This is a genomic window from Streptomyces sp. NPDC059201 (assembly GCF_042754585.1).
GTDB lineage: Bacteria > Actinomycetota > Actinomycetes > Streptomycetales > Streptomycetaceae > Streptomyces.
In genome coordinates this window covers 1-13,726 of record NZ_JBHZBB010000011.1, presented here as the reverse complement: position 1 = coordinate 13,726, position 13,726 = coordinate 1, and the positions used below count along the sequence as shown (strand labels likewise).

15 protein-coding genes are annotated in these 13,726 nt (G+C 73.6%); 3 read left to right on the top strand and 12 right to left on the bottom strand.

All coding sequences use genetic code 11. The features are described 5' to 3' along the window. Nucleotides 1–13: 13 nt before the first annotated feature. The 7 genes from ACFXMG_RS29695 to ACFXMG_RS29665 form a co-directional block, all read right to left on the bottom strand. Nucleotides 14–1,450, bottom strand: a complete 1,437-nt coding sequence (locus ACFXMG_RS29695; protein WP_383826284.1) for a DEAD/DEAH box helicase — start codon at nt 1,448–1,450, stop codon at nt 14–16. An 82-nt stretch (nt 1,451–1,532) separates the two neighbouring features. After that, nucleotides 1,533–2,120 (bottom strand): hypothetical protein, encoded by a 588-nt coding sequence (locus tag ACFXMG_RS29690; protein ID WP_383826287.1) that lies wholly within the window; start codon nt 2,118–2,120, stop codon nt 1,533–1,535. Further along, entirely contained in the window at nt 2,117–3,280 is a 1,164-nt protein-coding gene (locus tag ACFXMG_RS29685) for an ROK family glucokinase (RefSeq protein ID WP_383826290.1), read from the bottom strand. The genes ACFXMG_RS29690 and ACFXMG_RS29685 overlap by 4 nt, the downstream gene beginning before the upstream one ends. Nucleotides 3,281–3,346: 66 nt before the next feature. Next, nucleotides 3,347–4,141 carry an ATP-binding cassette domain-containing protein gene (locus ACFXMG_RS29680; RefSeq protein WP_383826292.1) on the bottom strand — a complete coding sequence of 265 codons (795 nt, stop codon included), beginning with the start codon at nt 4,139–4,141 and terminating at the stop codon, nt 3,347–3,349. Next, a complete protein-coding gene (locus ACFXMG_RS29675) occupies nt 4,138–5,202 on the bottom strand; it encodes an ABC transporter permease (protein WP_383826294.1) in 1,065 nt (354 codons plus the stop codon). The genes ACFXMG_RS29680 and ACFXMG_RS29675 overlap by 4 nt, the downstream gene beginning before the upstream one ends. Further along, complete coding sequence (locus ACFXMG_RS29670) at nt 5,199–6,230, bottom strand: sugar ABC transporter substrate-binding protein (protein WP_383826297.1); 1,032 nt, start codon at nt 6,228–6,230, stop codon at nt 5,199–5,201. The genes ACFXMG_RS29675 and ACFXMG_RS29670 overlap by 4 nt, the downstream gene beginning before the upstream one ends. Before the next feature lie 98 nt (nt 6,231–6,328). Next, on the bottom strand, nt 6,329–7,042 hold the full coding sequence (locus tag ACFXMG_RS29665; protein WP_383826319.1) for a GntR family transcriptional regulator: 714 nt from the start codon (nt 7,040–7,042) through the stop codon (nt 6,329–6,331). Nucleotides 7,043–7,203: 161 nt separating this feature from the next. Here ACFXMG_RS29665 and ACFXMG_RS29660 point away from each other — a divergent pair, with 161 nt between their 5' ends. Further along, nucleotides 7,204–8,199 (top strand): Gfo/Idh/MocA family oxidoreductase, encoded by a 996-nt coding sequence (locus tag ACFXMG_RS29660; protein ID WP_383826299.1) that lies wholly within the window; start codon nt 7,204–7,206, stop codon nt 8,197–8,199. A gap of 8 nt (nt 8,200–8,207) precedes the next feature. Here the strand turns inward: ACFXMG_RS29660 and ACFXMG_RS29655 are convergent, their stop codons facing one another. The 3 genes from ACFXMG_RS29655 to ACFXMG_RS29645 are packed head-to-tail and all read right to left on the bottom strand — an operon-like array spanning nt 8,208 to nt 10,532. After that, nucleotides 8,208–8,624 carry a PaaI family thioesterase gene (locus ACFXMG_RS29655; RefSeq protein WP_383826301.1) on the bottom strand — a complete coding sequence of 139 codons (417 nt, stop codon included), beginning with the start codon at nt 8,622–8,624 and terminating at the stop codon, nt 8,208–8,210. 10 nt (nt 8,625–8,634) lie between these two features. Next, complete coding sequence (locus tag ACFXMG_RS29650) at nt 8,635–9,321, bottom strand: response regulator (protein WP_383826303.1); 687 nt, start codon at nt 9,319–9,321, stop codon at nt 8,635–8,637. Then, nucleotides 9,318–10,532 carry a sensor histidine kinase gene (locus tag ACFXMG_RS29645; RefSeq protein WP_383826306.1) on the bottom strand — a complete coding sequence of 405 codons (1,215 nt, stop codon included), beginning with the start codon at nt 10,530–10,532 and terminating at the stop codon, nt 9,318–9,320. The genes ACFXMG_RS29650 and ACFXMG_RS29645 overlap by 4 nt, the downstream gene beginning before the upstream one ends. Nucleotides 10,533–10,676: 144 nt before the next feature. On the opposite strand from ACFXMG_RS29645, the gene ACFXMG_RS29640 reads away from it, so the two are divergent. Beyond that, entirely contained in the window at nt 10,677–10,907 is a 231-nt protein-coding gene (locus ACFXMG_RS29640; RefSeq protein ID WP_383826309.1) for a hypothetical protein, read from the top strand. A gap of 42 nt (nt 10,908–10,949) precedes the next feature. Here the strand turns inward: ACFXMG_RS29640 and ACFXMG_RS29635 are convergent, their stop codons facing one another. Beyond that, nucleotides 10,950–11,888 carry a DMT family transporter gene (locus ACFXMG_RS29635; protein WP_383826322.1) on the bottom strand — a complete coding sequence of 313 codons (939 nt, stop codon included), beginning with the start codon at nt 11,886–11,888 and terminating at the stop codon, nt 10,950–10,952. A gap of 140 nt (nt 11,889–12,028) precedes the next feature. Beyond that, the gene (locus ACFXMG_RS29630; protein WP_383826311.1) at nt 12,029–12,640 is read right to left on the bottom strand and encodes a dihydrofolate reductase family protein; all 612 of its coding nucleotides are present in this window, start codon (nt 12,638–12,640) and stop codon (nt 12,029–12,031) included. A 200-nt stretch (nt 12,641–12,840) separates the two neighbouring features. On the opposite strand from ACFXMG_RS29630, the gene ACFXMG_RS29625 reads away from it, so the two are divergent. Next, entirely contained in the window at nt 12,841–13,581 is a 741-nt protein-coding gene (locus ACFXMG_RS29625; RefSeq protein ID WP_383826314.1) for an SDR family NAD(P)-dependent oxidoreductase, read from the top strand. Nucleotides 13,582–13,726: the final 145 nt, after the last annotated feature.

Below are 13,726 nucleotides of genomic sequence, written 5' to 3'. Positions count from 1 at the left end.
TGGCCCCGTCGGGTCAGTGGCCCCGGCGCACGCGGGCGGCCTTCCTGGCCTCGGCCATCTTCCGGTCCTCGGCCGAGCGGCGGGACTCGTTCTTGGCGCGGCCGGGCTTGCCGGGGACGGTGCCCATGCCGCGGAACTGCGCGCCGCCGCGCTTCGCCCGCTCGGCGCTGGGGGCGCTGCCGTCGACGGGGACGCCGGAGGGGGCCTTGGCGCCGGTGATGCGGCTGAGCTGCGCCTCGCCGGAGCGGACCTGGGTGACCTGGGGGCGCAGCCCGGCGTCCGCCATGAGGCGGAGGACGTCCTTGCGCTGGTCGGGCAGGACGAGGGTGACGACGGTGCCGGAGCCGCCGGCGCGGGCGGTGCGGCCGCCCCGGTGGAGGTAGTCCTTGTGGTCGGCGGGTGGGTCGACGTTCACGACGAGGTCGATGTCGTCGACGTGGATGCCGCGCGCGGCGACGTTGGTGGCGACGAGGACGGGCACCTCGCCACTGCGGAACCGCTCCAGGGTGCGGGTGCGCAGCGGCTGGGACTTGTCGCCGTGCAGGGCGGCGGCCCGTACGCCGCTGCCGCGCAGGTGGGCGGTGAAGCGGTCGACGGACGCCTTGGTCGCCAGGAACATGATCACGCGTCCGTCGCGGGCGGCGATCTCGGTGGCGGTGGCGAACTTGTCGGCGCCGTGCACCTGGAGGACGTGGTGCTCCATGGTGGTGACGGCGGCGGCCGAGGGGTCGACGGAGTGGACGACCGGGTCGTGGAGGTAGCGCTCGACCAGGAGGTCGACGTTCCGGTCGAGGGTGGCCGAGAACAGCATCCGCTGGCCCCCGTCGCGTACCAGGTCGAGCAGTCCGGTGACCTGGTCCATGAAGCCCATGTCGGCCATCTGGTCGGCCTCGTCGAGGACGGTGATCTCCACCCGGTCCAGGCGGGCGTCCTTGCGCTCGACGAGGTCCATGAGCCGTCCGGGGGTGGCGATCACGACCTCGGCCCCGTCGCGCAGCGCGGTGGCCTGCCGCCCGATCGACATCCCGCCGACCACGACGGCGAGCCGCAGCGTGAGCGCCTTGGCGTACGGCGCGAGCGCGTCGCTGACCTGCTGCGCCAGCTCACGGGTCGGCACCAGGACCAGCGCCCGGGGCTTGCGCGCCTCCGCCCGGCTGCCCGCGAGCCGCACGAGCAGCGGCAGCCCGAACGCCAGCGTCTTCCCGGACCCGGTCCGCCCCCGCCCCAGCACGTCCCGCCCGGCGAGCGCGTTCGGCAAGGTCGCGGCCTGGATCGGGAACGGCGTCTCGACCCCGTCGGCGGCCAGCACCTCCCGCACCTCGGCAGGCAGCCCGAGCTCGTCGAAGGAGTCCACGGCGGGCAGCGCCGGAGTGTGACTGACCGGCTGCGCGAAGTCGTCCTTGGAAACGGCGGTGCGAGGGCTCTGGTCCGGGCGGGGGGAACGGTTCATGGGTCCCATTGTGAGTCACCGCCGGGGAGACCCTCGCCCTCCGGCGCTCTCCTCCCCGCCGGGGGCGTCCCTCCCGCCCCGGTCAAGGACTCGTCGTCGAGACCGTGAAGACGCGGGGGAAGGCGGGGTCGGTGAGGTCTACGGTGATGTCGGTGGTGGGGCGGGGGGCTTCGCGGTCGACTATGGTGCCCGACCAGGTCAGGCCGTCGGGGAAGGTCCAGCCGACGATGTCGGCGTCGCGGTCGGAGACGGTGATGCGGCCGGAGGTGAGGGCGGTGCGGCCGGTGCCCGATTCGGCGAGGTAGGTGTCGAGGCCGGTGGCCGTGGTGGTGAACTGCACGTACAGGCGGCTGGTCTTCCAGTTGCTGGTCTCGTAGTAGGCGACGCCTGAGGAGCCGGCCGGGACGGGGACCTCGAAGACGCGGCGCTTCATCAGCGAGGGCCAGTTGTCCTGGAGGCCGGCGACGGAGGACTCGCGTTCCTTGTCGATGCCGCTGTCCCGGCTCTGCCCCGCCGAGATCACCAGGTAGCCGGCGGGGATGCCGACGAGCAGGACGATGATGACCGCCGTCAGCCAGCGGCGGCGGATCATGCGCCCCCGGTCCTCGGGCATCCGCCCTTCGGGCAGCCGCTCCTCGGGCGGGCTCGGGGGTTGGGGGTGGACGGTCATGAACCGGGGTCCTCGTCGTTCCGGGCGGTGCGGCCGTGCGTACCGGGGCGGAACGCCTGCGCGTAGCGCTCGTACCGCTCGTAGCGCTCCACCCGGCGCCGGTTGGCGCGGCGGAAGCGGCGGGCGACGAGCCGCGAGAGGTCGGCGGCGCCGACCATGCCGGCCTCGGGGCCGAGCTGGGCGCGGGTGATCCGGGCCTCGGGCCGGTAGCCGCGGCCGGTGAGGTGGCGGCGGAAGGACTCCCGGGCGGGGCCGATGAGCAGGTCGTCGGCGGCGGAGACGCCGCCGCCGATGACGAAGCAGGAGGGGTCGAGGGCGGCGGCGAGGTTGGCGATGCCGACGCCGAGCCACTGCCCGATGTCCTGGAGCAGCTCGACGCACATCGCGTCGCCCTCGCGGGCGAGCTCGGTGATGAGGGGGCCGGTGATCTCGGGGACGTTCCCCTTCACCCGCTCGATGATGTCGTACGCCACCGGGGAGTCGGCGGCGGCCAGCTCGCGGGCCTCGCGGACCAGGGCGTTGCCGGAGCTGTACTGCTCCCAGCAGCCGCGGTTGCCGCAGGGGCAGCGGTGGCCGCCGGGCACGACCTGCATGTGCCCGAACTCGCCGGCGACGCCGTACTTGCCCCGCTTGACCCTGCCGTCCTCCAGGATCGCGCCGCCGATCCCCGTACCGAGGGTGATCATGACGAGGTGGTCCTCGCCGCGTCCGGCGCCGAAGCGCCACTCGGCCCAGGCGGCGGTGTTGGCGTCGTTGTCCACCATGACGGGGACGGCGAGCCGGTCCTGGAGGGCGTCCCGGAGGGGTTCGTTGCGCCAGGCGAGGTGGGGGGCGAAGAGGACGCGGGCCCGGTCGGCGTCGACCCAGCCGGCCGCGCCGATGCCGACGGCGTGCACGTCGTGCCGGTCGGAGAGGTCCAGGACCAGCTCGACGATGGTGTCCTCGACGACCTTGGGGCTCTTGGACTTGTCGGGGGTCTCGGTGCGGATCTTCTCCAGGATGGTGCCGTCGGCGTCGACGACGCCCGCCATCACCTTGGTCCCGCCGATGTCGATGCCCACCGTCGGCACCCGGGGCGCCGACAGGTGGGAGCGCCGCTCGCGGGTGCCGACGGTCCGCAGGACACCGCCCCGGGCGGCGGGGTCACGGTAGGTGTTCACCGGGTCGATTCTGCCAGGAGAGGCGTCGGGTCCGCGTGATGAGGCGGGACGGCGGGGCCCGCCGCGTCACGGGCCGGAGGGCCGCTCCAGCTCGTGGCGGAGGTCGTCGAGCTCGCTGCCGCCCGCCATCTGGCGGGTCAACTCGTCGAGCGTCACCGAGTCCTTGGTGTGGCTCGCGGCCATGACACCGCGCTTGAGCAGCACGAACCGGTCGCCGACGAGGAAGGCGTGGTGCGGGTTGTGGGTGATGAGGACCACGCCGAGGTCCTGGTCGCGGGCGGCGGCCACGTACTTCAGGACGACGCCGGACTGCTTGACGCCGAGGGCGGCGGTCGGCTCGTCTAGGACGAGGACCTTGGCGCCGAAGTGGACCGCGCGGGCGATGGCCACGCACTGGCGTTCGCCACCCGAGAGGGTGCCGATGGGCTGGTCGACGTCCCGGAGGTCGATGCCCATGCGGAGCAGCGCCTCGCGGGTGGTGGTCCGCATCAGTTCGGTGTCGAGCCGCTTGAGGGGGCCCTTGCCCTTCGTGGGCTCGGAGCCGAGGAAGAAGTTCCGCCAGACCGGCATCAGGGGGACGACGGCGAGGTCCTGGTAGACGGTGGCGATGCCCCGGTCGAGGGCGTCGCGCGGGTTGGCGAGGGTCACCTCCTCGCCCTCGATGCGGAAGGTGCCGGCATCGTGCCGGTGCAGTCCGGCGACGATCTTGATGAGGGTGGACTTGCCGGCGCCGTTGTCGCCGAGGACGCAGGTGATCTCGCCGGCCCGGACCTCCAGGGAGACCCCTTCGAGGGCGCGGATGTTGCCGTAGTACTTGGAGACGTCGTCCAGCTGCACCAGGGGAGCGGTGTCGGTCGTCACTTGGTGGCCTCCACGCGCTTGCGGATCCAGGCGTTCAGGAGCGTCGCGAGCAGCAGCATCGCGCCCAGGAAGAACTTGAACCAGTCGGGGTTCCACTCGGCGTAGACGATGCCCTTGCTGGTCATGCCGAAAATGAGGGCGCCGACGGCGGAGCCGATGGCCGAGCCGTATCCGCCGGTGATCAGGCAGCCGCCGATGACGGCCGCGATGATGTAGATCAGCTCGTTGCCGACGCCCTCGCCCGACTGGACGACGTCGAAGGAGAAGAGCAGGTGCTGGCCGGCGATCCAGGCGCAGAAGGCCACGCCCATGTAGAGGCCGATCTTGGTCCGGTAGACCGGGACGCCGACCGCGCGGGCCGCGTCGGCGCCGCCGCCGACCGCGAAGATCCAGTTGCCGAAGCGGGTCCGGAGCAGGATCCAGGTGGCCACCGCGACGAGGCCGAGCCACCACAGGATGGTGACCTTCAGCTCCACGCTCCCGACGGTGAGGGTCGAGGCGAAGACGTCGTGGGCGGAGGGGAAGCCCTCCATGTCGGCGATCGACTTGGTGGAGACGGTGCCGGTGATCAGTTTGGTGAGGCCCAGGTTCAGGCCGGTCAGCATCAGGAAGGTGCCGAGCGTGATGATGAAGCTGGGCAGTTTCGTACGGGTCAGCATGAAGCCGTTGAAGGCGCCGATGGCCAGGGTGACGAGCAGCGAGACGCCGACGCCGACCCAGACGTTCGCGGTCATCTGGTAGCTGAACATCGACGACACCAGCGCCGAGCTGGTCACCAGGACGCCCGCGGAGAGGTCGAACTCGCCGCCGATCATCAGCAGGGCGACCGGGACGGCCATGATGCCGAGCGTGGACGCCGCGTAGAGGACGGTGCCGAGGCTGGCGGGGCGCAGGAAGCTGTCGGCGGCGATCGCGAAGAAGGCGAAGACGGCGATCGCGCCGACGACCGAGCCCAGCTCGGGGCGGGCGAGGAGCTTCTTCAGCGGGGTGGTGCGCAGCAGCCGTTCGTCGACGTGGTCGACGCCGTCGCCCGGCGCGGACGGGGGTGCGCCGGCGCTCATCGGGTACCCCGCTCCGCGTACCGCTTCAGGGCCCCGGCCTGGTCCTTGGTGATGATCTGGGGTCCGGTGAGGACGGGCTTGCCGCCGCCGAGGACGTCGGCGTTGTAGCGGTAGAGCCAGAGCAGGTCGACGGCCTCGTACCCCTGGAGGTAGGGCTGCTGGTCGACGGCGAAGCCGAGGGTGCCGGCCTCCAGGGCGGCGGCGACCTTGGCGTTGAGGTCGAAGGTGTCGATCTCCGCCTCGCTGCCGGCGCTCTTCGCGGCCTGGACGGCGGCGTCGGCGAAGGGGGCGCCGAGGGTGACGACGGCGTCGACGTCCTTGTCGGACTGGAGCTTGGCCTCGATGGACGCCTTCACGTCGGGCATGTTGGTGCCGTCGACGTAGAGGTTGACCAGTTCGCCGCCGAAGGTCTCCTTCGTGCCGGCGCAGCGCTGCTCGTGCCCGACGTTGCCCTGCTCGTGCAGGACGCAGAGGGCCTTCTTGCGCCCGCGCTTCGTCAGCTCCTCGCCGACGGCCTCGCCGGCGACGGTCTCGTCCTGCCCGATGTGGGTGAGGGCGCCGAAAGCCTTGGACTGCTCGGCGCCGGAGTTCACGGTGATCACCGGGATGCCGGCCTTGACGGCCTTCTCGACGGCGGCCTTCATGGCGTCGGGCTTGGCGAGGGTGACGATGAGCCCGTCGACGCCCTTGGCGACGTACGAGTCGATCAGCTGCGCCTGCTGCTGGGCCTCGTCGCTGTGGGCGTAGAGGAAGTTGATGTTGTCCTTGACGGCGGCCTGCTCGGCGCCGTTCTGGACGATGTCCCAGAAGGTGTCCCCGTCGCCCGAGTGGGTCACCATCGCGAAGGTCCAGCGGGGGGTGTCCACGGCCGCCCGGCCCTGGGCCGCGGCGGCCTTGCGGGCGTCCTCCGCCCGCTTGCCGCCGGTGCTGCTGCACCCGGCGAGCGCCGCTGTGAGGGAGACGGCGAGCACGGCGCCGACAGCGGCGCGTACCCCTCCTGTCCGAAGCCCTGTCCGAAGCCTGGTCACGAGGCCGTGCCCTCCTTTGTGTCCTTCTGCGTGCATTGCAGTATCGGTCATGCGGGTCGTGGCACTCGTCAGGGGGCCCTCCCCCGGCTTCGGCGGCCCTACGTACGGACCATCAACTGGAGCTCGAAGGAGTAGCGGGCGGCCCGGTAGAGGTGCGATCCGGACTCGACGGGCCGGCCGGTCGAGTCGAAGGTGACGCGCTCCATGGTGAGCAGCGGGGCGCCCGGCTCCTCCGCCAGGAGCGCGGCCTCCTCGGGCGCGGCGGCGCGGGCGCCGATCGACTGGCGGGCGCTGTGCAGGGTGAGCGCGGCGGCGCGGAGCTGCCGGTAGAGACCCGTGGTCTCCAGGGCGGCGCTGTCGACGAGCCCAGCGGGGAGGTGGTTGCGGAGGTACGCCAGGGGCTCGCCGTGCGCGGTGCGCAGCCGCTCCAGGTAGTGGACGTCGGTGCCCTCGGGGACGCCGAGGGCGGCGGCGACGGCGGGCCCGGCCGGTTCGAGGCGGTCGACGAGGACGCGGGTGGCAGGGCGGTGCCCGGCGGCCTCCAGGTCGTCGTAGAGGCTGCTGAGCTCCAGCGGGCGGCGGACCCGGGAGTGGACGACCTGGGTGCCGACCCCTCTGCGGCGGACCAGGAGGCCCTGGTCGACGAGGGTCCCGATGGCCTGCCGGACGGTGGGCCGGGAGAGCCCGAGCCGCCCCGCGAGCTCGATCTCGTTCCCGAGGAGCGTGCCGGGCGGCAGTCTGCCATCGGCGACGGCCTCCTCCAGCTGCCGGGCGAGCTGGAAGTAGAGCGGAACCGGGCTGGTGCGGTCCACGGAGAACGGCGGCAGATGGGATCCCGACTGCTTGACCACGGGTGGGAGCGTAGCCCCGCACCGGAGAGCCGGGAAGGCGTCACGTCGGCTCCACCGGCGCTCCACCGGCGCTTGTCCTGACAAACCTTGACACCGCCCGGTGGGCGGCTCACGGTGGGGCCATGCGTATCGGACTCATCGGGACGGGGCGGATCGGGAGTTTTCACGCGGGGGTGCTGGCCCGGCATCCCGGGGTCGGCGCTCTGGTGGTGGCCGACGCCGACCGGGCGCGCGCGGACGCCGTGGCGCTGGCCGTGGGGGCCGAGGCCGCGCCGGACGTGGCGGCGCTGCTGGAGCGCGGGCGGCTGGACGCGGTGGTGATCGCCTCGGCGACGGCCGCGCACGCGGAGCTGATCGGCCGGGCCGCGCGGGCGGGCCTTCCGGCCTTCTGCGAGAAGCCGATCGCCCTCGACGTGCCGGGCACGCTGGCCGCGCTGGACGCGGTGGCGGAGGCGGGCACAGTACTCCAGCTGGGCTTCATGCGCCGCTTCGACGCCGGATACCGGGCCGCCAGGGAGGCCGTCCGGGCGGGGCGGCTGGGCAGGCTGCACACGGTACGGACGGTGACCTCCGACCCGGAGCCGCCGCCCGCCGCGTACCTTCCGCTCTCCGGCGGTCTCTTCCGGGACTGCATGGTCCACGACATCGACATCGTGCGCTGGGTGACCGGCCGGGAGATCGTCGAGGTGTACGCGCGCGGCTCGGACGCGGGTCCCGCGATGTTCCGCGAGGCCGGTGACGTGGACACGGCCGCCGCGCTGCTCACCCTGGACGACGGCACGCTGGTGACGGCGACGGCGACCCGCTGCAACGGCGCCGGGTACGACGTGCGGATGGAGCTGGCGGGCGAGCGCGACCAACTGGTGGTGGGTCTGGACGAGCGCGCCCCGCTCACCTCCCTGGAGCCGCACTCCCCCGCGCCGCCGCCCAAGCCCTGGCCCGGTTTCCTGGAGCGCTTCGCCCCCGCGTACGAGGCGGAGCTGGACGCCTTCGTCCGACTGGTGCGCGGCGAGGCGACCAACGCGTGCGACGGCCGCGAGGCCCTGGTGGCGCTGCGGGTCGCGGAGGCGTGCGAGCGGTCCCGGCGGGAGGGCCGCCCGGTCCGTCCGGCGGGTTAGCCGGCCGGTCAGCCGATCGCGCGGACGGTGCCCTGGGCGAGCGCGCAGAGGGTCTCCGCGCCCTCCTCGTCGACGGTCAGGAGTTCGCAGCGGACGACGGCCTGGCGGCGGCCCGCGTGCAGGACCTCGGCGCGGGCGCGGAGGGTGACGCCGACGGCGGGGCGGACGTAGTCGATGGAGTAGCCCGCGGTGAGGACGGCGGCGCCGAGGACGGTGCCCGCCGCGAAGGTGATCGCGTTGTCGGCGGCGTACGAGAGGACTCCGCCGTGCACGAAGCCGTTCTGCTGGCGCAGGTCCTCGCGTATCGGCAGTTCGAGGGTGGCGCCGCCGTCGCCGAAGGCGCTGACGTCGGCGCCGACGAGGCGGCTGAACGGCTGGGCCCGCAGGATGTCGCGGGCCAGGGCGAGGGCGGTGGTGTCGGTCACGCGCGTCACCCTACTCGCCGGTACGGCCGTCGGGCTCCTGGTCGAGGAGGCCGGCGTCGTGGACCAGGAGGGCGATCTGGACCCGGTTGTTGAGGCCGAGCTTGGCGAGCAGCCGGGAGACGTACGTCTTCACGGTGGGCACGCTCATGTAGAGCCGGGCGGCGATCTCGGCGTTGGACGCGCCGCGCCCGACGGCGACGGCGACCTCCCGCTCGCGGTCGGCGAGCCCGGCGAGGCGTTCGGCGGCGGTGCTCCGCCGGGGCCGGGCCTCGGGCTGCCCGGCGACGTGGCTCATGAGCTGCCGGGTGACGGCCGGGGAGAGGACGGGGTCGCCGGCGGCGACCCGGAGGACGGCGGCGACGATCTCGGCGGGCGGGGTGTCCTTGAGGACGAAGCCGGCGGCACCGGCGCGCAGGGCGCGCAGCACCTGCTCGTCGGCGTGGAAGGTGGTCAGGACGATCACCTCGGGGGCGCCGGGGCGGGCCCGCAGCCGCTCGGTGGCGGTGAGCCCGTCGACGTGCGGCATGCGGATGTCCATGAGGACGACGTCGGGGGCGAGCCGGGCGACGAGGTCGGGGACCTCGCTGCCGTCCGCGCCCTCTCCGACGATCTCGAGGGACCCGGCGCCGCCGAGCATGAGGGTGAGGCCCGCGCGGACCAGGGGATCGTCGTCGACGACGAGCAGCCGGATGGTCATGGGGGCCACGGTAGCCAGGCGGTGAGGGCGAAGCCGCCGCCGGGGGTCGGGCCGTGGTCGAAGCGCCCGCCCGCGAGGGCGGCCCGCTCGGAGAGCCCGATGAGGCCCTGCCCGGATCCGGGCACGTGCGGCACGGGTCCGCCGGGCGCGGGGTTGCGGACCTCGACGGTGAGCCCGTCGCCTGGCCGGCCGCTCAGGGTGACGGTGACCTCGGCGCCGGGGGCGTGCTTGCGGGCGTTGGTGAGGCCCTCCTGGGCGATGCGGTAGACGGTGCGGCCGGTGGCGGCGGGCACGGAGCCGGGGTCGTCGACCGTGGTGTCGAGGACGACCCGCATCCCGGCCTCGCGGCACTCGTCGACGAGCGCGCCGAGGGTGGCGAGGGTCGGCTGCGGCCGGTGGCCGCCGCCGCTCTCCTCCCCCGGGGCGCGCAGGACGCCGATGATCTCGCGCAGGTCCTGGAGGGCGTCGTGGGCGCTGTCGCGGATGACGCCGGCGGCGCGGGCGATCTGCTCGGGCGGGGCGTCGGGCCGGAACTCCAGGGCGCCGGCGTGGACGCTGAGCAGGGTGAGCCGGTGGGCGAGGACGTCGTGCATCTCGCGGGCGATGGCCTCGCGGGCGAGCCGCTGCGCCTGCGCGGCCCGCAGCTCGGCCTCCGACTCGGCCCGCTCGGCGCGCTCGCGCAGCGCCTCGACGAGCTGGCGGCGGGCCCGCACGAGCATGCCCCAGGCGGTGACGAGCAGGGTGAGGGCGACGCCGAGGACGATCCCGAGGATGGCGCCGGTCTCGGGGTCGGGCCGGAGGAAGACGGTGACGACGGACCCGGCGAGGGCGATCCCGACGATCCAGGCGATGTCCCGGAAGGGACGGCGGACGGCGACGCTGAAGAGCCCCGCGAGCATGGCCCCGGCGGAGACCGGGACGAGCGCGCCGAGGACCGCGAGCACGACGGCGAGCCCGACGGGCCACCGGCGGCGCAGCCAGAGCGCGCAGCAGGCGAGGGCGCCGACGATCTGGTCGGTCACGTTGACCGCGGAGCTGTTGTAGCGGGCGCTGGCCTCGGCGGCGACGAGCCCGAAGAGCGCGGCGAGCAGGAAGACCAGGATGTCGACGACCCAGTCGCGCACGGTGCGGCGGGGCCGGGCGGTCCCGGCCCCGCCCGGTGCGACCAGGTGGGAGGGGAGCAGCCAGCGCTGCCGGTCCGTTCGCGTCATATCCGCAATGTACGCACCCGGGCGCCGCGCGCACGGGCCGCGGCGCCCGGCGGCGACCGAAGTCGCGGAGATCGATACTTCGGTCGGTGGACGGGTGGACCGGTGGCGGACGCGGGGGTCCGCCCGTCCCGCCATGATCGTCACATGAGGAGATTTCTTGAGGTCAGCGGCTTCCTGCTCACCGTGTTCGGCGTCTGCGGCGTGGTCCGCGAGCTGACGGACGGCTGGTTCTCGTTCATGGGCGCGACGCGGTTCCTGACGGAGCACGTGTGGTTCCTCGAAGGCCGGGAGGTCTTCGCGAACATCGTGATCGCCGCCCTCGGCCTGGTCCTGATGATCGTCTCGGACCGGGTGGAGAAGCCCGGGAAGGCGTGACGCGGACGCGGTGAACCCGGCGTGAGAGAAGTCCTCGGCCGGCTACCGGGCGTCCGCGTCGGCGCTGCGGCGGCCCCAGGCCGTGCCGGCGAGCACCAGGACCGCGCCGGCGAGCCCGAGGGCGCCGGGGCGGTCGCCGGCCAGGGCGATGCCGGCGAGGGCGGCCCAGAGCGGCTCCGTGCCGAGCAGCAGGCTGACCCGGGACGGCGAGGTGCGGCGTACGGCCCACATCTGCACGAAGAAGGCGAAGAGCGTGCAGAAGACGGAGAGGAAGACCAGACCGGCCCACTCGCGGGGCCCGAAGTCGAGCGCGGTCGCCCAGGGGGTCGCGCCGCCGCCGACGGCCGCGAGGGCGGCGAAGACGAGCACGGCGGTGCCGAGCTGCACGGTGGTCAGCGAGAGCGAGTCGGCCGACTGGACGGCCTTGATCCGGGCCATCGCGAGGACGTGCACGGTACGGGCCACGGCGGCGAGGAGGATCAGCAGGTCGCCGAGGGAGGGCGCGGTGAAGCCTGCCCCCTGGGTGAGCAGCACGACGCCGCCGACGGAGAGCGCGGCGGCGCCGAGGAAGCCGCGCGAGGGCCGGGTTCGCGTGACGGCGGCCTCGGCGAGTGGGGTGAAGATCATGGTGAGGCTGATGATCAGGCCCGCGTTGGTCGCGGAGGTGTGGACGACGCCGTACGTCTCCAGGAGGAAGATCCCGGCGAGGATCCCGCCGAGCACGGCGGCGCCCCGCCACTGCGCGCCGGTCAGCGCCCGCAGACCCTTCCAGCCGGCGGCGACGAGGACGGGCACCACGAGCGCGAAGCGCAGCACGAGGACGGCGACGACGGTGTGGCTGGTGGTGATGCCCTTGGCGGCGAGGTAGCTGCCGCCCCAGAACACGGCGACGAGCAGCAGCGGCAGGTCGGTGAGCCAGGCGCGGCGGCGGGCGGCGAAGGGGGCGGATCCGGCGTACGGCGAAGCGGACGAAGCGGCCATGTCGGTGCGGGTCTCCCACTCAACTGACGGGGTGGAGACTTCAGCGGCTCTCACACGGATGATCACCGTACCCGGCGATGCCCGTGGTGACTACACCGTTTGTGACGCGCCCGCCGCTCGCCGCACGGCCGTCGCCCCGCTCAGGAATAGCTGCCGTACGTGGGGCGGCCCGCGCGCTCGTACGTGTGGAGGGCGACACCCGTGCTCGTCACGCTCGACTCGGCGAGCCGGAAGGCGGTCGGCCGGGCGCCTTCGGCGAAGAGGCGGTAGCCGCTGCCGAGGACGACGGGGAAGACGTGCAGGTGGAGGGTGTCGATGAGGTCCTGGGCGAGGAGGGTGCGGGCGAGCCCGCCGCTGCCGTGCATCTGGATCTCGCCGTCGAGGCTCTCCTTGAGCGCGGCGACCTCCGCGACAACGTCCCCGCGCAGCAGGGTCGTACCGTCCCACTCGGCGGAGTCGAGGGTGGTGGTGGCGACGTACTTGGGCAGGGCGTTGAGCTTGCTCGCGACGGGGTCGGCGGGGTCGGTCACCTTCGGCCAGTACCCCGCGAAGATGTCGTAGGTCCGGCGCCCGAGGAGGAAGGCGGTGGGCCGGGCGAAGATCTGGTCGATGCGGCGGCCGAAGTCCTCGTCGCCGAACGGAACGGACCAGCCGCCGTGCTCGAAGCCGCCGCTGGGGTCCTCGTCGGGACCGCCCGGCGCCTGGTAGACGCCGTCGAGGGTGAGGAACTGGGTGAGGCTCAAGGTGGCCATGGCGTTGCCTTTCGTCGTCCGGGTCCATGTCCGGGTCAGTCCATGCCCGGGTCCATCGTGCTCCACCTGTTCCGACCGCGCCCGGCACGGGAACTCATCGGCGCGGCGAGCTTCCCGTCCGATAGCCGCCAGCACGGACGCCCCCACCCGAGTTTCCTTGAATCCGCAACCACTTGTGGGATTCGAGGAGGCAGGGAGCGATGTCCACGATGAACGGGACGGCGGTACTGGTGACGGGCGGCAGCCGGGGGATCGGCGCGGCGACGGCGGTCCGGCTGGCCAGGGAGGGCGCCGACGTGGCCTTCACCTATGTACGCGACACGGCGGCGGCGAAGGAGGTCGTGGCCCGCATCGAGGCGACGGGCCGGCGGGCCCTGGCGCTGCGCGCCGACGCGGCCGACGCCGGTGACGCGGCGGGCGCGGTGCACCGGGCGGCGGACGATCTGGGGCGGCTCGACGTGCTGGTCAACAACGTCGGCATCGGCGTCCTCGGCCCGCTGGCCGGGCTGACCCTCGCCGATGTGGACCGGGTGCTCGCGGTGAACGTCCGCGCGACCTTCCTCGCCTCCCAGGCGGCGGCGGAGCGGCTGCCGGACGGCGGCAGGATCGTCACGATCGGCACCTGCATGACGCAGCGGGTGCCGGGCCCCGGCGGCACGCTGTACGCGATGAGCAAGGCCGCGCTGGTGGGCCTGAACCGGGCGCTGGCAAGGGAGTTGGGCGGGCGCGGCATCACCGCGAACCTCGTCCACCCGGGCCCGGTCGACACGGACCTCAACCCGGCGGACGGCCCGTACGCGGAGGGCCAGGCCGCCCTCACGGCCCTGGGCCGCTTCGGCACCCCCGACGAGGTGGCGGCAGCCGTCGCCTACCTGGCAGGCCCGGAAGGCCGCTACGTGACAGGCGCCGAACTCTCCGTGGACGGCGGCCACGCCGCGTAACACCTCCCCCAATCCATGCGGGGTGAGCTGCGGTAGCCCCTCCGCACGGTGCCCTTCCGGGCCGGCGAGTGAGCCGAAGGGGCGCGCCGGGGGAACGGGTCCGGCCGCGCGCAGGCCCGGGAGGAACGAGCGGGCCGAGCACGGC